Genomic DNA, 17945 nt, shown 5'->3' with positions numbered 1-17945 from the left:
GATTGTAGGAGCGGGCCGTGCCCGCGATCGCGCGCATGGCGCGCTCCTACAGGGTGTGCGCAGAATCCGCTCACTCCCGCTCCATCCCCGCCCAATCCGTCCCGTTCACCAGCACATCGCCCAGCGCCTGTGCGGCACTGGAAAGCTTGTGCTCCGCCAGGCAGAACAGCCCCACCCGGCGCTCGATACGCGGTTCGTCGAGCGCCACGCAACGCGCCCCCAGTTCTTCCATCTGCTGCCGGCACAGGCGCGGCACGGCGCTCACGCCCAGTCCTTCGGCCACCATCCGGCCCACGGTCACCAACTGGTGGCTTTCGAACGCCACCGGCAGTCGCCCCTGCAGCCGATCTTCCAGCAACAGACGTACGGCCGACGGGCGCTGCAGGGTAATGAAATGGTCTTCCAGCAACTGCTCCCAGGTGATCCGGGATTCATTCGCCAGCGCTGAATCCGCCGGCAGCACCGCGACGAAACGGTCGGTGTAGAAAGGCGTGAAAGTCAGCCCGTCGAGGCTGTCCGGCTCCAGGGCGATGCCCAGTTCCACCCGGTGGTTGCGCACCAATTCCAGCACCTGCTCGTTGATCACGTCGTGTACCGCCACGTTCACCTTCGGGTGGCGGTCGCGAAAGGTACGCAGCACGGCGGGCAGCAGGTTGCCGGCGAAGGAGGGCATGGCGGCGATGGACACCCTGCCCAGTTGCAGGGTGAAGTGCTGGTGCATCACTTCTTCGGCGTTGTCCCAGTCCGCCAGCAGCCGGCGGGCCAGGGGCAGCAGTGTTTCGCCCTCCGGTGTGAGCGCCACGCTGCGGGTGGTGCGCACCAGCAACTGACCGCCCAGGGACTCTTCCAGACTCTTGATCGCCAGGCTCAGCGCCGGCTGCGACAGGTGCAGGCGCTCGCAGGCCTGGGCGAAGCTCAGGCTCTGGGCGACGGCAAGGAAGGCGCGCAGTTGCTTCACGGTCATATTGATAAGCAAACCATATCAATCCATTGGAAAAACAAACTTAACAAATCAGTCGCCGCCGGTGAAGCTGCAGACGCTCTCTGACCGATGGGTCGGACATTCCAAATACAAGAGGCAGCAGCGACATGGCAGGACTCGACAAGCGTGTAGGCAGTTACGAGGAAGCCCTCGCCGGGCTCACCGACGACATGACGGTACTGGCGGGCGGTTTCGGCATCTGCGGTATCCCGGAGAACCTCATCGCGCACATCCGCAAGCTGGGCGTGAAGGGCCTGACCGTGGTCTCCAACAACTGTGGCATCGACGGCTTCGGCCTCGGCGTGCTGCTGGAGGACCGCCAGATCCGCAAGATGATCGCCTCCTACGTTGGCGAGAACGCGCTGTTCGAGCAGCAGCTGCTGTCCGGTGAACTGGAGGTCGAACTGACCCCGCAGGGCACCCTGGCGGAGAAACTCCGTGCTGGCGGCGCCGGCATCCCGGCCTTCTTCACCGCCACCGGCTACGGCACCCCGGTCGCCGACGGCAAGGAAGTGCGCGAGTTCGACGGCCGCCACTACGTGATGGAGCGCGCCATCACCGGCGACTTCGCCATCGTCAAGGGCTGGAAGGCCGACCACTACGGCAACGTCATCTATCGCCACACCGCGCAGAACTTCAATCCGGTAGTCGCCACCGCAGGCCGTATCACGGTCGTCGAGGTGGAGGAGATCGTCGAGCCGGGCGAGCTGGACCCGACCCAGATCCACACCCCCGGCATCTACGTCGACCGCATCATCCAGGGAACCTTCGAGAAGCGCATCGAAAAACGCACCGTGCGTTCCTGAGCCCACCGGACAAGAGAGACAAGAACATGGCATTGACCCGCGAACAGATGGCTCAGCGCGTGGCGCGCGAGCTGCAGGACGGCTTCTACGTGAACCTGGGCATCGGCATCCCGACCCTGGTCGCCAACTACGTGCCCGAGGGCATGGAAGTGATGCTGCAATCGGAGAACGGCCTGCTCGGCATGGGCGCGTTCCCCACCGAAGACACGGTCGACGCCGACATGATCAACGCCGGCAAGCAGACCGTGACCGCCGTGAAGGGCGCGTCGATTTTCTCCTCCGCCGAATCCTTCGCGATGATCCGTGGCGGCCACGTCGACCTCACCGTGCTCGGTGCCTTCGAGGTGGATGTGCAGGGCAACATCGCCTCCTGGATGATCCCCGGCAAGCTGGTGAAGGGCATGGGCGGCGCCATGGACCTGGTGGCCGGCGCGGACAACATCATCGTGACCATGACCCACGCCTCCAAGGACGGCGAGTCCAAGCTGCTGGACCGCTGCTCGCTGCCGCTCACCGGCGCCGGCTGCATCCGCAAGGTACTGACCGACCTGGCCTACCTGGAAATCGAGAACGGCGCCTTCATCCTGCGCGAGACCGCGCCGGGAGTGACTGTCGAAGAGATCGCCGAGAAGACCGCCGGCCGCCTCATCGTGCCGGACGATGTGAAGGAAATGACCTTCTGATCCCCTGTGTAGGAGCGGGCCATGCCCGCGATTCGCGCGCATGGCCCGCTCCTACAGGTAAAGCCAGCTTCGGAGTTCCCAGATGCAAGACGTAGTCATTGTCGCCGCCACCCGCACCGCCATCGGCGCCTTCCAGGGCAGCCTGGCGAACATTCCCGCCCATGAACTGGGCAGCCTGGTCATCCGCTCGCTGCTCGAACGCAGCGGCGTGAAGCCGGACCAGATCGACGAAGTCATCCTCGGCCAGGTGCTCACTGCCGGCGCCGGGCAGAACCCTGCACGCCAGGCCGCCATCGGCGCCGGCCTGCCGGTGGAAGTGCCGTCGATGACCATCAACAAGCTCTGCGGCTCGGGCCTGAAGGCGCTGTTCCTTGGCGTCCAGGCAATCCGCTGCGGCGACGCCGAAGCGATCATCGCCGGTGGCCAGGAGAGCATGAGCCTCGCACCCTACGTGCTGCCCAAGGCCCGTACCGGCCTGCGCATGGGCCACGCCGAGCTGCAGGACACCCTGCTGCGCGACGGCCTGATCGATGCCTTCAACGACTACCACATGGGCATCACCGCCGAGAACCTGGCCGAGAAGTTCGGTATCAGCCGCGAGGCGCAGGACGCCTTCGCCGCGCAGTCCCAGCTGAAAGCCGCCTCGGCCATCGAGGCCGGCCGCTTCAAGGACGAGATCACCCCGGTGCTGATTCCTCAGCGCAAAGGCGAGCCGTTGTCCTTCGACACCGATGAGCAACCGCGCGCCGGCACCACCGCCGAGTCCCTGGGCAAGCTCAAGCCCGCGTTCAAGAAGGACGGCACCGTCACCGCCGGCAACGCCTCCACCCTCAACGATGGCGCTGCCGCCGTGCTGCTGATGAGCGCCGAGCGCGCACGCAGTCTGAACCTCCCGGTTCTGGCGCGCATCCAAGCCTATGCGAGCAGTGGCGTAGACCCGTCGATCATGGGTATCGCCCCGGTAACCGCGACCCGCAGCTGCCTGGAAAAGGCGGGCTGGAATCTCGATGAAGTCGAGCTGATCGAGGCCAACGAAGCCTTCGCCGCGCAGGCCCTGTCGGTCGGCAAGGAACTGGGCTGGAACGCCGAGAAGGTCAACGTCAACGGCGGGGCTGTCGCCCTTGGCCACCCGATCGGCGCTTCGGGCGCCCGCGTGCTGGTGACGCTGCTCCACGAAATGCTCCGCCGCGACGCGAAGAAGGGTCTGGCGACCCTGTGCATCGGCGGCGGTCAGGGTGTCGCCATGGCTCTCGTGAGGGACTGAGGAGTGCGCGACTAACGACCAGTTGGCGAGCGCCGGGCGGCATGTACCCATGCAGCCCGGCAGGCGGGATGGTAGGTGGGCACACCGACAGACGAACATCCTGCCGCGGTTTTCGGCGTCCCCCGGCGCCGGCAAGCCCTTGCGTCACCGCTCGGCCCCACGCAGGCCGGGCGGTTTTTCATTCCAGGACGGGAATTGCCACAAGCCCCGTTCGACGATGAGCCATTACAAGAACAACGAGGTAGACCATTATGAATTCCCACGCCCACACTTCCGGCACAGCCGTTCAGGACAGTCGCTCCGCGCGCTTCGCCATGGCCTGTTCCAACTGGGCCGAACGCTGGTTCCCCGACTCCTGGGTGTTCGCCGCGCTGGCGGTACTGATCGTCAGCGTCGCCGCGCTGGCCATTGGCGCACCGGCCACGGAAACCGCCAAGGCCTTCGGTGACGGCTTCTGGAGCCTGATCCCCTTCACCATGCAGATGGCCTTCGTGGTCATCGGCGGCTACGTGGTCGCCAGCTCCGGCCCGGCCTCCAAGCTCATCGACCTGTTCGCCCGCGTGCCGAAGAACGGCCGCTCGGCAGTCGCCTGGGTCGCGGTCATTTCCATGGTCGCCTCGCTGCTCAACTGGGGCCTGTCCCTGGTGTTCGGCGGCTTGCTGGTGCGTGCCCTGGCGCGTCGCGAAGACCTGAAGATGGACTACCGCGCCGCCGGCGCCGCTGCCTACCTGGGCCTGGGCGCCGTGTGGGCGCTGGGCCTGTCGTCCTCCGCCGCGCAGCTGCAGGCCAACCCGGCCAGCCTGCCGCCGTCGATCCTGGCGATCACCGGCGTCATCCCGTTCACCGAGACCATCTTCCTCTGGCAGTCCGGCGTGATGCTGCTGGCCCTGGTGCTGGTGTCGCTGGTCATCGCCTACATGACCGCACCCGGCGCGGCCAGCGCCCGTGACGCCAAGGCCTGCGGCGTGGACGTCAGCTTCACCCCGCCCAGCGCGCCGAAGGCGACCCGGCCGGGCGAATGGCTGGAACACAGCCCGCTGCTGATCCTGATGCTGGTTGCCCTGGCCGCCGGCTGGCTGGTCCACGAATTCAGCACCAAGCCGGCGATCACCGCGATCTCCGGGCTGAACACCTACAACCTGCTGTTCCTCATGGTCGGCGCGCTGCTGCACTGGCGCCCGCGCAACTTCCTCGACGCCGTGGCCCGCGCGGTGCCGACCACCACCGGGGTGCTGATCCAGTTCCCGCTGTACGGCTCCATCGCGGCGATCCTGACCACCGTGAAGGGCGGCGACGGTTCCACCATCGCCCACCACATCTCCACCTTCTTCGTGCAGATCGCTTCCCACGACACCTATGCGCTGCTGATGGGCGTGTATTCGGCGGTGCTGGGCTTCTTCATCCCGTCCGGCGGCGGCAAGTGGATCATCGAGGCGCCCTACGTGATGCAGGTGGCCAACGAGCTGCAATACCACCTGGGCTGGGCAGTGCAGATCTACAACGCCGCCGAGGCGCTGCCGAACCTGATCAACCCGTTCTACATGCTGCCGCTGCTGGGCGTGCTGGGCCTGAAAGCCCGCGACCTGATCGGCTTCAGCTTCGTCCAGTTGCTCGTCCACGTGCCCCTGGTGCTGTTCCTGCTCTGGGCGCTGGGCACCACCCTGCAGTACCTGCCGCCGGTCCAGCCGTAACCACGCATTCGGCCCCGACGGCAAAAAGCCCGGATGTCTCGCGACATCCGGGCTTTTTCTTTCTTCCGGGCGCTGTCAGCCCCGGCTGACTTCCACCGCGCCGAGCGTGCGGCCGTCGAGATGTTCGCCGCTGAGCTGCGCGGTGTCCTGGTCGAACACTTCGCGCAGCCAGTCGCTGACCGCCTGGAAGCGACCGATACGGCCGGCGTCGCGGTGGGCGAGCAGCCAGATTTCCCGCACGACCACCGCGCCGGAGAGACGCACCAGGCCTTCGCGCTCGCCGAGGAAGCAGGGCAGCAGCGCCATGCCCAGGCCGCTTTCGCAGGCATGGATCAGCGTGGTCACACTGCTCGCGCGCAGGGCGAAGTTGGCATCCGGGACGAAGCGCCGCAGCCAGCACATCTCCGGGGTGTCATCGAGGTCTTCGCCGTAGCCCAGCCAGGGCTGCTGCGGCCATTGTTCAGGCGGTACCTGGGCGAAGGGCGTGGCGGCGTAGATGGCGAAACCGATGTCGGCGACCTTGCGCATCACCAGCGCGGCGTCCTCGGCCGGGCGCGCCAGGCGGAGGGCGAAGTCGGCCTCGCGGCGGGTGAAGGAGAGTGCGCGGTTCGCCGGGATCAGTTGCAGTTGCAGGTTGGGGTAGGTGCGCGCCAGTTGCGGCATGTGCTGCACCAGCCAGTGGCTGAACAGGAAGTCCACCGCGGTGATGCGCACCGAACCGCTGATGGCGCTGGCTTCGTTGCGTGTTTCCAGCAGCATGCTCTGCACGTCACCGAGGATTCGCTCGGCGTAGCCAAGGAAGGCCGTGCCGGCGTCGGTGGCCTTGTAGCCCGCGTTGTCGCGGATGAACATGCGAGTCTGCAGCGCGCTTTCCGCCGCCACCAGGCGCCGGCTCATGGTCGAGGGGTCGACGCCCAGCGCGCGGCCGGCGGCGCTCATGCTGCCGTGGCGGGCGAGGGCGAGGAGGATCGGGATGTCGTTCCAGTCGAAATTCACGGCGATGGCCTCGCAGGCTTCAGAAATGCACGTCGGCGGCCGGGACGACCTTGGCGCGCGGACCGAAGCTGCTGATGCTGCCCAGCACTGCGTTGTGGTGCGCACTGATCTGCGCGGCGTTGAGCACGGCATTGTCGACGGTGGAATGGGCGTCGCCCACCAGCGTCACCGCGTAGCCCTGGGCGAGGGCGCGGCGGGTGGTGGTGTCGACGCAATAGTCGCTCTGCAGGCCGCAGATCACCAGGTGATCGATGCCGCGCGATTGCAGCAGGTCGGCGAGGCCGGTGCGCAGGAAGGAGTCCGGGGTGGTCTTGCGCACCTTGAGGTCCGCAGGATCGGTGAGCAGGCACGTTTCCAGCTGCCAGCCGGCGCTGCCATACTGCAGATCATCGTCCTCGTGCTGCACCAGCACCACCGGCACGCCGGCCTCACGCGCCGCGCGACTCAGGCCATTGATGCGCTGCAGCACATTGTCGATGTCGAAACAGGCGTAGTCGCCGGTACACAGGTCGGACTGGACGTCGATGATCAGCAGGGCGGTGCTCATGGCGAGCGTATTCCTTTCAAGAGAATGGCGAAGGTCGAGTGGAGCCGGGAATGGTAGCCGGCCTGATGGCGTGGGCCAATGCCGCCCAGCATTTGCTGCCAAAGCCGTATTTCCCTTTGCCGCGCCTTCGGCGATGGTGGCGGCCATCAACCGGAACGGATGCCGATGAACAGCCTTCCCGCCAAGACCCTGACCCTCGCCAACGGCCTGCGCGCCACCGTCATCCAGGCTCCGGGCGCCAGCCGCGCCGCCGCGCTGTTGCGGATCGCCCGTGGCAGCCACGACGAACCGACAGGCTTCCCTGGTCTCGCACATTTCATCGAGCACCTGCTGTTCCTCTGTGGCGAGCGCTTCGTCGAGGGCGAGCGCCTGATGCCCTGGGTGCAGGCCCGTGGCGGCCGACTCAATGCCAGCACCCGCGCGCGGCAGACGGATTACTTCTTCGAGGTGCCGGCCGATGATCTGGGCAACGGGTTGGCGCGGCTGGTGGACATGCTGGCGCGGCCGCTGCTGGACGAAGCCGTGCAGGTTGCCGAACGCGAAGTGCTGGAAGCTGAATTCCTCGCCCGCGGCCGTGACCCTGACACCCTGATCGACGCCGCCCTGGCGCTGGCGGTGGCGCCGGAGCACCCGCTGGGGCGTTTCGTGGCCGGTCGCCGCGACAGCCTCAAGGTGGAAAGCGCCGAGTTCCAGAAGGCGCTGCGTGACTTCATTCGCTCCTGTCAGGTGGGCGGGGCGCTGGAACTCTGGCTGCAGGGGCCGCAATCGCTGGAAGAACTGGCGGCACTGGCCGAGCGCGAAGCCGCTGTGTTCCCGTCCGGCGCGCTGGCCGAGCCCGCCAGTGAAGAATCCCTCCTGCCGCTGACCGGTCAGGAGCTGAAGCTGCGCCTGACCGGCGCGCCGCGACTGGTGCTGGCGTTCGCCCTGGAGGGCGTGGCGGGTGAGGGTGGTGCGTTGCTGGAGCAGTTGCAGGGCTGGCTGGCCGACGAGGCGCCCGGATCGCTGCTGGCCTGCCTGGGGCAGAACGGACTGGCTGACAGCGCCCGTGTGCGCCTGAGTCGCTTCGCCAACAGCCAGGCGTTGCTGCGTTTCGATTTCGAACTGGCTGAAGCCTCCACTGCCGATCTCGTGGAATCGGCCTTCCTCTCCTGGCTGGAGGCGTTGCGCAAATTGCCGGCGGATATCCTCGCCGGCGCACCTGTCGACGAACCCACCGGCGCCCTGGAACAGCTGCAACGCCGCGCGGGAAGCGCCCATCCATCGGCATGGCTCGGCCAATTGGTGACGCCGCGCATGACCCGCCTGCTCGCCTGCGAGTCGGTGATCGGCGAGTCGCTGACCTCGGCCGGCTTCATCCTCGATGTCGCCCGCAGTCCGCAACGCAGCATCGAACCGTTGCGTGGCGAACCGTGGTCGTTCGCGCCGACGCAAGCGGCCACGAACGCCGAGCCCGCCGCCCTTTACCTGCGCTGGCGCTTCCCCCTGGCACCGAGCCGGCCGGCCTTCCTTTGCGCCCGGCAGGCGCTGCGCCCGCTGGCGGGCGCAGCGCGGCACGAGGGCGCCAGCCTGCGTCTGGAAGCCATGGAAAGTGACTGGACGCTGATGCTGTCGGGGGCGAAGAACCACCTTGCCGAGCTGGCCGAGTGCGCGATCCATGCGCTTCAGCATCCTGCCGCCGCTGTGCTGGGGCAGGGCGCGCGTCTGCACGCTGCCGAACGCCGTCGCCGCGAAGGTGAAATGCCGATCCGACAGTTGCTCGATCTGCTGCCGCAGATGCTGGCCGGGGACAGCGATGCATCACCGGACTGGTCCGCCGCCCATTGGGACGACCTGACTCGCCGCATCGAGTTGCCGGATACCCTGGCCGGTTACTCGACCACCAGCGCGTTGCCGCCGCGCAGCGGCCCGGCCGGTCGGCATCGCCAGGTACTGGAGCTGGCGGGCGAAGCGGCGCTGTTGCTGTTCTGCCCGCTGGCGTCGCGCTCGGCGGCCGACGAAGCCGCGTGGCGCTTGCTGGCCCGCGTGCTGGAACCGGCCTTCTTCCACTGGCTGCGCGGTGAGCGGCAACTGGCTTATGCGCTGTACTGCGGCTTCCGCCAAGTGGGCATGCGCCGCGGCATACTCTTCGCGGTGCAGTCGCCGTTGTTGTCGGCGGTGGAGTTGCAGGCCGAGGTCGACAGCTTCCTTTACCGCCAGGGCGAAGCCCTGCTGCGGATCGACCCGCAACGAGTCGACAGCCTGCGCGCTCCGCTGGCCGCCGAGCTGGCGCGCGCGCCGGGCGACTTCGCCGAACGCCTGCATCAGGCCTGGAACGACCAGTTGGCCGGCGTCGCATCGTCGCACCGCGAGGCGATGGTCCAGGCGCTCGGCAACCTCTGCGCCACCGAACTGCGCGCCGCGCATTCGGCGCTCAGCTCCGCCCAGGGCGGTCACTGGCTGATGCTCAGCCACGCCTGATCCTCGTACTTTCGACCTGGGGTGCCGTCCGCAAGGCGGTGCCACGGTCGACTTTTGCCTTACGCCCGGTGTGCCGGCCCAAGGTAGCTGCCCGGAGGTCGCGACTACCCGCGACCATCGCCGCGCGCCCGAGGTAGCGGTGGTCGCAGAGCCTTGCGCAGCGCTCCCGCAAGACGCCTGCAAGGCCCTTGGAACCAGCGCCAAAGCAGCGTATGGCGAGGCTGCGGGCGTTTCGATAATCGCCTCCGACACGACTGAGCACAGTCGATCCCACCCGGAGAGCGCCATGAACAAGAACAAGAACGCCGTCCGCCACCAGCTGCTGCCGCTGGCACTGGCCACCCTGGCCCTGTCTTCACTGTCGAGCGGCGCACGCGCCGACATCGTGCTATACGACAAGGACGACACCACCTTCTCCACCGACGGCTACTTCAACGCCTTCTATGTGAACAGCGACGTCGACCGTAACGGCGAAACCTACGACCGCCGTCAGTCGCGGGTGAAGATGGGCTTCCTGCCCAACTACATCGGCTTCAACTTCGGCAAGAAGATCGACGGCCTGACCCTTACCGGGCGCTCCTCGTTCTGGGTGACCATCAACGACAGCGAGCAGGATGGCACCGACACCGCCATCGACGTCCGCCAGTTCTACGGCAACGTCGCCGGTGACTGGGGTGAGGTACTGATCGGCAAGGACTTCGGCCTGTTCTCGCGCTCCAACATCTTCCTCGACGAACTGCTCGCCGGCTTCGGCAACGCGAGCGACACCCTCGGCCTGGTGGATGGCAAGGGCGTGTCCTTCGGCAATATCGGTACCGGCTACCCGTACCCGTTCCCGACCTCGCAGATCACCTACCGCAACAACAACCTGGTCGACGGCCTGCACATCGCGGTGGGCATCATGGACCCGATCGACACCAACCAGATCGACAAGGACGCCAGCGACGGCCTCGACGACAAGGCCTACCAGGACAACCCGCGCTACGAGAGCGAGATCAGCTACCAGTTCGACGTCGGCGGGGCGAAGATCTACAGCTGGGTCAACGGCGCCTACCAGACCTCGAAGAACACCAATGACGAAGTCGACAGCGTGACCTCCAAGGGCCTGGGCTATGGCATCCAGGCGAAGATGGGCGGCTTCTCGCTCACGGGGTCGGGCTTTACCGCCAAGGGCATCAACCCGTTCTTCACCAACAACGCGGGTGAAGCCGCGCTGCGGGAAGTGGACAGCCGCGGCGTGCTGTTGCAGGGCTCCTACAGCTGGGGCAAGAACCGTGTGGCTCTGTCCACCGGCGAGACCCGCGACGACGGCAACGGCCTGGGCAGCGCGGCGGACTACTCGACCCAGGGCATCGCCTACTTCCGCACCATCAACGACAACCTGAAGCTGGTGGCCGAGTACAACGTCTACGAGATCGACGGCCGCAAGGGCTCCACCGTCAGCGAGGACACCGACACCTTCGCGGTGGGCGCCGTCCTCAACTGGTAACAACCCAACTCCTTTGGCTCCAGTTCGGCGGGTCGGCACGGTGTGTCGCCCGCCTTTTTTCTTGCTCTCAAGGAAGATTTTTCATGATCGGAATGTGGAGCGCGCAGGCGCAGAGTTACCTGCTGGTTCTGTCCATCGCCACCACCCTGGTGTTCGCCCTGCCCATCTTCCTGATGCCCATGTCGTGGGCGAGGGTGATGCAGTGGCAACTGCCGGAGCACACCGATCTTGCGGTGTACTTCGGGCGTTGCCTGGGGGCGTTCATCCTCATCGTCGAAGCCCTGATGCTGCGCGCGGCGCTGACCGGGGAGGCACTGGTGACCACCTTCGAGGTGCTGGCGGCGGTAGCAGGGCTGATGGTGGTGGTGCACATCCATGGCGCGCTGCGCAGGATTCAGCCGTGGACGGAGACGCTGGAGACGGGCTTCTATGCCGGGATGCTGGTGCTGACCTTGCTGTTCTGGCCGGCTGCCTGACGCCGTAGGGCGCATAACGCGTCAGCGTTATCCGCCGACGTTGCCATCGGCGGATAACCCGTTCCGGGTTATGCGCCCTACGAACTGACGGAATCGACCTGTAGGAGCGGGCCATGTCCGCGAACCGCCGGCAAGGCCGGCGTTTCATGCCGTTCGGTACCTGACGGGAAACGCCGGCATCAACCCACGGGCGCGGTTGCGGGCATGGCCCGCTCCTACAGATATCCCGCTACTTTCGGATAGACCCGCCGCGACCCAAGTAGCATGGGGCGCGCCCCGGCCGCTTCGTAGAATGCCCACGTCGATATCCTGACTGGGCGTACGCCATGCACGAAACACAAGGAGTCGTTCGCGGCATGTCCAGTGCCCGCGACGTCGAGGCGGTTGCCCAGGACCTGGCGCGCCAGCTGATCCATCCCAACCTCGGCTTCGTGCTGTTCTTCTGTTCCGCCGAATACGACCTGCCGGCGCTCGCCGCCGCGCTGGAACAGTACTTCGGCGGCATAGACCTGGCCGGCTGCACCACCGCCGGGGAGATCACCCCGCAGGGCTACGGGCGTGGCTGCGTCACCGCCGTGGGCTTCGATTTGCGCAGCTTCGCCATCTCCTGCGCGCTGGTGGACGAGATGGAGCGCTTCAGCCTGATCGACGCGCAGCAGATGGTCGAGTCGCTGGTGGCGGACTGCCGCAGCGCCGGGCTGGCGCCGATCAAGGACCACAGCTTCGCCCTGACCCTGCTGGACGGCCTGTCCAGCCGCGAGGAAGTGGTGCTGGCGGCGCTCAGTGCCGCGCTGGGCGCCATCCCCCATTTCGGCGGCTCGGCCGGCGACGATAATCACCTGACCCACACCCACGTCTATTACCAGGGCCAGTTCCACACCGGCGCGGCGGTGGTGGTGCTGTTCAACACCTGGCTGGACTTCGAGGTGTTCACCACCCACCACGTGCTGCCCAGCGAAGAAAAACTGGTAGTCACCCGCGCCGACAGCGACAGCCGCCGCGTGCTGGAGCTCAACGCCGAGCCGGCCGCGCTGGAGTTCGCCCGGCTGGTCGGAGTGCCGCTGGAGCAGCTGGACTTCTCGCTGTTCCCGGCGCATCCGCTGGCGGTGCGGGTGCGTGACCAGTACTACGTGCGCTCGATCCAGCAGGTCAACGACGACCTCAGCCTGACCTTCTACTGCGCAGTGGAGAACGGCATCGTCCTCACCGCCATGAGCACCGGCCCGCTGCTGCCCGGGCTGCAGGCGCAGTTCCAGCGCCTGCACGAACGCCTCGGGCCGCCGTTGCTGACCATTGGCTGCGACTGTTTCCTGCGTCGCCTGGAGCTGGAGGTGGCCGGCGATACCGAGCCCACCGCCGAGTTTCTCCGCAGCCAGCAGGTGATCGGCTTCAACACCTACGGGGAACAATTCAATGGCATGCATATCAACCAGACCTTCACCGGTGTCGCCATTGGCCGTCCTCGGGGCAACGCCGGACGCTGAGCTGCGCGCGCGCATCGACGAGCTGGAGCGCGACAACCACAAGTTGCAGCGGATCAATGCGGCGCTGATCGAGCGTGTCGAGTCGGCCACCTCGCGGGGCGACAACGCCTACGGCGCCTTCCAGCATTCGGTGGTGCTGGCCGAGCAGGTGCGCGAGCGCACCGATGCGCTGAGCGAAGCGATGGTCGAGCTGAAGTCCAGCAACCAGCTGCTCAGCGATGCCCGCCTGCGCGCGGAAACCGCACACCAGCACCTGCTCGATGCCATCGAGAGCATCTCCGATGCCTTCGTGTTGTTCGACCCGCAGCAGCGCATCGTTCTCTACAACGAACGCTTCCGTGCCTTCTGGGCGCAGACCCGCGCCCGCGTCGGTGCTGGAACGCGGCTCGCCGAGGTGCGCCGGCTGGCGCAGAGCAGCGGGCTGATCGTCGAAGAGCAGCGCAGCAGCGATGACGAACACACCCTTTATCGGCTGCGCAACGACCGCTGGGTGCGCGTCACCGAGCGGCCGACCCGCGACGGCGGGCTGGTGGTGCTCTACAGCGACATCACCGAGATCAAGCAGAACGAGATGGCCCGCCGCGAGCAGGCGGTGGCGCAGAAGTCGCACCTGTTGCAGCGCGCCGTGGACAACCTGTCCCAGGGCGTGGCCATGGTCGGCGCCGATGGCGCGCTGGAGCTGTGGAACCGACGCTTCCTCGAACTTTGCGGCCTGGCGCCGATCGAGGCGCACCGGCCCTTTGCCGAGGTCATGGCCGACAGCGAACTGCCGCTGCTGACCCCGCGCAGCCGGCCGCGCAAGGGCGAGGCGGAAGGGGTGATCGAGCAGCGCCTGTTCGACGGACGCATGCTGGAGATCCGCACCCACGCGCTGCCCACCGGCGGCTTCGTCAACACCTTCACCGACATCACCGAGCGCTACCGGCACGCCGAGGCGTTGCGCGAAAGCGAGCGCTGGATTCGCCTGATCACCGACCAGGTGCCGGCGCTGATCGCCTACCTCACCGCCGACCTGGACTACGACTTCACCAACAAGGTCTACGAGGAATGGTACCGCTGGCCCAGCGGTTCGATGCTCGGGCGCAACCTGCGCGAGGTGCACAGCGCCGAGCACTGCCAGCGGCTGGAACCGTACTTCGAGCGCGCGCTCTCGGGCGAGAACGTGACTTTCGAGATCGCCGAGACCAATCTCGCCGGGCAGGAACGCTACATGCAGCGCTCCTACGTGCCGAACCGCCAGGCCGACGGCACGGTGAGCGGGCTGTTCGTGCTGATCCGTGACATCACCGAGCGCCGCCGCACCGCCGAGGCGCTGCACCAGGCGTACCAGAATCTGGAGCAACGGGTGCGCGAACGCACTGCCGAGCTGACCAGCCTGAATGACCAGCTCAAGCGCGAGATCGACGAGCGCAGTCAGGTCGAAGGACGTCTGCGCGAGGCCAAGCGCGAGGCAGAGCAGGCCAACCTGTCGAAGACCAAGTTCCTCGCTGCCGTCAGCCATGACCTGCTACAGCCGTTGAATGCCGCGCGGCTGTTCACCAGCGCCCTGCAGGAGCGCAGCGGCGAAGCGCTGGTGCGCAATATCAGCCAGTCGCTGGAGGACGTGGAGACGCTGCTCGGCACCCTGGTGGACATCTCCAAGCTGGATGCCGGGGTGATCAAGCCGGACATTGCCTCGTTCGATGTCAGCGAACTGCTCGGCAACCTCGCCGCCGAGTACCGCCAGGTGGCCGCCAGCGAAGGCCTGGCGCTGGACTTCGTACCCTGCGGCGCGCAGGTGCGCAGCGATATCCAGCTGCTGGCGCGGATCCTGCGCAACCTGCTGACCAATGCCATCCGCTACACGCCTTCGGGCCGGGTACTGCTGGGCTGCCGGCGACGTCGGCACAGCCTGTGGATCGAGGTCTGGGACACCGGCGTGGGCATCGCCGCCGACAAGCTCGGCGAGATATTCCAGGAGTTCAAGCGCGGCGATGTGCAGCGTTTCCATCAGGATCGCGGCCTGGGCCTGGGCCTGGCCATTGTCGAGAAGATCGCGCGCATGCTGGGCCATCGCATCCAGGTGGAATCGGTGCCCGGCAAGGGCTCGCGCTTCGCCATCGAAGTCCCGCTGGCGCGCCGCGTGGCCCGCAGCGCGCCGGAACCGGAGCGCACCGCTGACGACCTGGTGGAGCGCTTGCGCGGATCCCGCGTGTGGGTGCTGGATAACGACGCCTCGATCTGCGCCGGCATGCGCACGCTGCTGGAGACCTGGGGCTGCCAGGTGGTGACGGCGTTGTCGGAGGAGGACCTGGCGCGGCAGGTGGACAACTTCCACGCCGAGTCGGACCTGCTGATCGTCGACTACCACCTCGACGATGGGTTGAACGGCGTCGATGCGGTGGCCTCGATCAACGCCCGCCGCGGCACGCCGCTACCGGCGCTGATGATCACCGCCAACTACAGCAACGAGCTGAAGCAGCAGGTCCGCGAGCTGGGGCACACGCTGATGCACAAGCCGGTGCGGCCGATGAAGCTGAAGACGGCGCTGTGTCACTTGATCGATAACGCCCACTGAGCCGGCGTCGCGTGTTGTTTCGCATCGAGCCCATCACCCCGCTTTCAGGATGGACTCTGCGTAGGAGGGGTGGAGCCCAGGCGATACCCATGCTGCAACCGCGCCGGATCGATGGGTATCGCTGCGCTCCACACCATCCTACTGGTGCGCTCCTGGATGCCTCCGTAGGGCGGAAAACGTTCGACGTTATCCGCCGTTTGGCCGTGGCTTCATTGCGCTCCGGGATCAAGCTGGGCGCGCGGCGAGCAGAGATGAAGCAGCGTACAACCGCGAACGGTTGTACGCCCTGCGGATCAGGCGCGCTGCGCGACGGGCGCGCGTACCTTCGCCAGCAGGATCAGGGCGATCCCGCCCAGCACCGCCAGTGAAACCAGCGCCAGCCGCAGGCTGATCGCTTCGCCTAGCAGCACTGCGCCGGACAGGGCGGCGAGGATCGGTACGCTCAGTTGCACCGAAGCACCCTGGATGGCCGACAGCCCCGGCAGCGCGCTGTACCAGATGGCATAGCCGATCCCTGAGGCCACCGCGCCAGACAGCACGGCATACACGACGCCCAGGGTGTCCACCCGCAGATCGGCATGGAAGAGCACCGCCAGCACGGCCGCAAAGGCAATGGCGCGCACGAAATTGCCCGTCGTGATCGCCAGCGGATCGCTGCCCTTGCGCCCGAGCAGCGAGTACAGCCCCCAGGCCACGCCCGAGAGCAGCATCAGCAGCGCACCCGCGAGCGGCGGCGCACTGGCGCTGGGCAGCAACTGGACGAGCAGTCCGCCCAGTGCCAGCAGGAAACCCACCAGGGCCTGGCCGCGCAGGCTTTCACCGCGCAGCAGGCCGATCAGGATCATGGTCACCTGCACCGCGCCGAACAGCAGCAGCGCGCCGGTGCCGGCATCCAGTTGTACATAGGCGTAGGAGAAGGCCGCGGCGTAGACGAACAGCGCCGCCGCCGCGCGCCAGTTGCCGCGGTCGCTGGCGGCGCGACGGCGCAGCTTCAGCAGCAGGCCGAGCACGAGTGCGCCGGCGAAGATGCGGATGCCGGTGAAGCTCACCGCGTCGATGCTGGTGGCCTTGAGGGCCAGGCGGCAGAGGATGGAGTTGCCGGCGAAGGCGATCATCGCCAGGCCGGTGAGGCTCAGGGTGCGGGTGGAGGGCATCGAGGGGTTCCCGGTAGCGGTCTCGGCGGCACGGACGGATTCGGCGTCAACGACGCAGGTAGGCGGCGAAGTCGATATCGCCTGCGCAGAGGATGGCCTGCACGCGGTTGTGCACCTTCAGCTTGCGCAGGATGGCGGAGACGTGAGCCTTCACCGTGGTTTCGGCGATCTCCAGGTTGTAGGCGATCTGCTTGTTGGATTCGCCCTTGGTCATCCGCTCCAGCACCAGCAGCTGCTTGCGGGTCAGCGCCTGCAGCAGTTCCGGCGGGATGCTGTGGTCTTCCTGGCCGCTGCGGCGCGGCGAGGATTTCTGCGTGCGGATGATGTCCGACGGCAGGTAGACGTTGCCGTTGAGAATCTGCTCGATGGCCTCGGTCATCTGCACGCGCGGCGACGACTTGGTGATGAAACCCACCGCGCCGTAGGTGATGGCCTGCAGGACGACCTGCTTGTCCTGCTCGGCGGAGACGATCACCACCGGGATGGTTGGCGCCTCGTTGCGCAGGCTCATCAGGCCGTTCAGGCCATGCATGCCGGGCATGTTCAGGTCGAGCAGGATCAGGTCGAGATCGTCGTGTTCCTGGGTCAGGCCCAGGGCGCTGTCGAGGTCGGCGGTTTCCATCACTTCGCTGCCGGGGAAGCCGTCGGCGATGACGTTGTGGATGGCTTCGCGGAACAGCGGGTGATCGTCGGCGATCAGGATCTTGTACATGGCCTGCACCTCGTTGTTGTCGTTATGGGCGGTGATCGCAAGTTACTTCAGGGGTTGCGGTTGCGCATCCTGCAGGGGCAGTCCTGCCTGTTCCCAGGCGTCGATTCCATCACGGTACCAGTAGAGGCTGGCATAGCCCAGCGCATGTGCGCGGCGGATGGCATTCCAGCTCATCCAGCAGTCGGAACGGCAGTAGAACACCAGCGGGCGCCTGGCATCGCCGTCGGTGAGGTGGGCGAGATTCTGCTCCAGGTAGGCTTGCCACTGCGGCTCCAGGGTGCCGGTGCCGACGTTGGCCAGCCACAGGCTGCCGGGCAGGTTGCGGTGCTTTTCGTCCTCGACGAACTGGCCGTTTAGGAAGGTACGGCGGTAGACGTCCACCAGCCGGGTCTGCGGTTCGCGCTGGAGCAACGCCTGCAGGGCGGGGGTGTCGAGGGTGATGGCGTGGTCGGCGGAAGGCGGCGTCGGGCTGCGGTACTGGGCCTGGCGGTAGCCGTCGGCGGAAAACAGCGGCGCGTCCTCGGCCTGCGCGGTCGGCAACGCGAGGGTCACGCTGAGCAGGAACGCGGCGAGGCAGCCGCTCACGTGACCGGGCAGGGCAGGAGCAAGGCGAGGCATGGCGGGATCTCTGTTCGTTCTTCTTGTAG

15 protein-coding genes are annotated in these 17945 nt (G+C 66.8%); 9 read left to right on the top strand and 6 right to left on the bottom strand.

Annotation, left to right across the window (positions count from 1 at the left end):
- Positions 1–70 precede the first annotated feature (70 nt).
- Positions 71–964 carry a LysR family transcriptional regulator gene (locus ABKS89_RS16385; RefSeq protein ID WP_138215861.1) on the bottom strand — a complete coding sequence of 298 codons (894 nt, stop codon included), beginning with the start codon at positions 962–964 and terminating at the stop codon, positions 71–73.
- 125 nt (positions 965–1089) lie between these two features.
- Between ABKS89_RS16385 and ABKS89_RS16380 the strand changes: the two genes are divergently transcribed.
- The 4 genes from ABKS89_RS16380 (at position 1090) to ABKS89_RS16365 (ending at position 5426) form a co-directional block, all read left to right on the top strand.
- On the top strand, positions 1090–1788 hold the full coding sequence (locus ABKS89_RS16380) for a CoA transferase subunit A (protein WP_081519809.1): 699 nt from the start codon (positions 1090–1092) through the stop codon (positions 1786–1788).
- Positions 1789–1814: 26 nt separating this feature from the next.
- The gene (locus tag ABKS89_RS16375) at positions 1815–2471 is read left to right on the top strand and encodes a CoA transferase subunit B (RefSeq protein WP_138215588.1); all 657 of its coding nucleotides are present in this window, start codon (positions 1815–1817) and stop codon (positions 2469–2471) included.
- A gap of 82 nt (positions 2472–2553) precedes the next feature.
- Positions 2554–3735, top strand: a complete 1182-nt coding sequence (locus tag ABKS89_RS16370; protein WP_348586141.1) for an acetyl-CoA C-acetyltransferase — start codon at positions 2554–2556, stop codon at positions 3733–3735.
- A 251-nt stretch (positions 3736–3986) separates the two neighbouring features.
- On the top strand, positions 3987–5426 hold the full coding sequence (locus tag ABKS89_RS16365; RefSeq protein WP_138215590.1) for a short-chain fatty acid transporter: 1440 nt from the start codon (positions 3987–3989) through the stop codon (positions 5424–5426).
- A gap of 75 nt (positions 5427–5501) precedes the next feature.
- Here ABKS89_RS16365 and ABKS89_RS16360 read toward each other — a convergent pair whose 3' ends face one another.
- Positions 5502–6422, bottom strand: a complete 921-nt coding sequence (locus ABKS89_RS16360) for a LysR family transcriptional regulator (RefSeq protein WP_348586140.1) — start codon at positions 6420–6422, stop codon at positions 5502–5504.
- A 19-nt stretch (positions 6423–6441) separates the two neighbouring features.
- The gene (locus ABKS89_RS16355) at positions 6442–6969 is read right to left on the bottom strand and encodes a cysteine hydrolase family protein (RefSeq protein WP_348586139.1); all 528 of its coding nucleotides are present in this window, start codon (positions 6967–6969) and stop codon (positions 6442–6444) included.
- A gap of 165 nt (positions 6970–7134) precedes the next feature.
- On the opposite strand from ABKS89_RS16355, the gene pqqF reads away from it, so the two are divergent.
- The 5 genes from pqqF to nahK all read left to right on the top strand — a co-directional run bounded on the left by pqqF (position 7135) and on the right by nahK (position 15432).
- Positions 7135–9426, top strand: a complete 2292-nt coding sequence (pqqF, locus tag ABKS89_RS16350; RefSeq protein ID WP_348586138.1) for a pyrroloquinoline quinone biosynthesis protein PqqF — start codon at positions 7135–7137, stop codon at positions 9424–9426.
- 286 nt (positions 9427–9712) lie between these two features.
- The gene (locus ABKS89_RS16345) at positions 9713–10915 is read left to right on the top strand and encodes a porin family protein (protein WP_348586137.1); all 1203 of its coding nucleotides are present in this window, start codon (positions 9713–9715) and stop codon (positions 10913–10915) included.
- An 83-nt stretch (positions 10916–10998) separates the two neighbouring features.
- Positions 10999–11391, top strand: coding sequence for a hypothetical protein (locus ABKS89_RS16340; protein WP_348586136.1), 393 nt, complete (start codon positions 10999–11001; stop codon positions 11389–11391).
- Between the two features lie 326 nt (positions 11392–11717).
- Positions 11718–12875, top strand: coding sequence for a nitric oxide-sensing protein NosP (gene nosP, locus ABKS89_RS16335; RefSeq protein ID WP_138215595.1), 1158 nt, complete (start codon positions 11718–11720; stop codon positions 12873–12875).
- Positions 12805–15432 carry a hybrid sensor histidine kinase/response regulator NahK/ErcS' gene (gene nahK, locus ABKS89_RS16330; protein WP_138215596.1) on the top strand — a complete coding sequence of 876 codons (2628 nt, stop codon included), beginning with the start codon at positions 12805–12807 and terminating at the stop codon, positions 15430–15432. The genes nosP and nahK overlap by 71 nt, the downstream gene beginning before the upstream one ends.
- Before the next feature lie 293 nt (positions 15433–15725).
- Here the strand turns inward: nahK and ABKS89_RS16325 are convergent, their stop codons facing one another.
- The 3 genes from ABKS89_RS16325 to ABKS89_RS16315 are packed head-to-tail and all read right to left on the bottom strand — an operon-like array spanning position 15726 to position 17916.
- Positions 15726–16586, bottom strand: coding sequence for a DMT family transporter (locus ABKS89_RS16325; RefSeq protein WP_348586135.1), 861 nt, complete (start codon positions 16584–16586; stop codon positions 15726–15728).
- A gap of 46 nt (positions 16587–16632) precedes the next feature.
- Complete coding sequence (gene agmR / locus ABKS89_RS16320) at positions 16633–17298, bottom strand: response regulator AgmR (protein WP_024764454.1); 666 nt, start codon at positions 17296–17298, stop codon at positions 16633–16635.
- A gap of 42 nt (positions 17299–17340) precedes the next feature.
- On the bottom strand, positions 17341–17916 hold the full coding sequence (locus tag ABKS89_RS16315; protein ID WP_138215598.1) for a PQQ-dependent catabolism-associated CXXCW motif protein: 576 nt from the start codon (positions 17914–17916) through the stop codon (positions 17341–17343).
- Positions 17917–17945: the final 29 nt, after the last annotated feature.

Origin of the sequence: Pseudomonas sp. LABIM340, from assembly GCF_040017195.2 — a bacterium.
GTDB lineage: Bacteria > Pseudomonadota > Gammaproteobacteria > Pseudomonadales > Pseudomonadaceae > Pseudomonas.
Note: the sequence above shows the minus strand (reverse complement) of the source record. Positions and strands in the feature narration are given on the sequence as shown.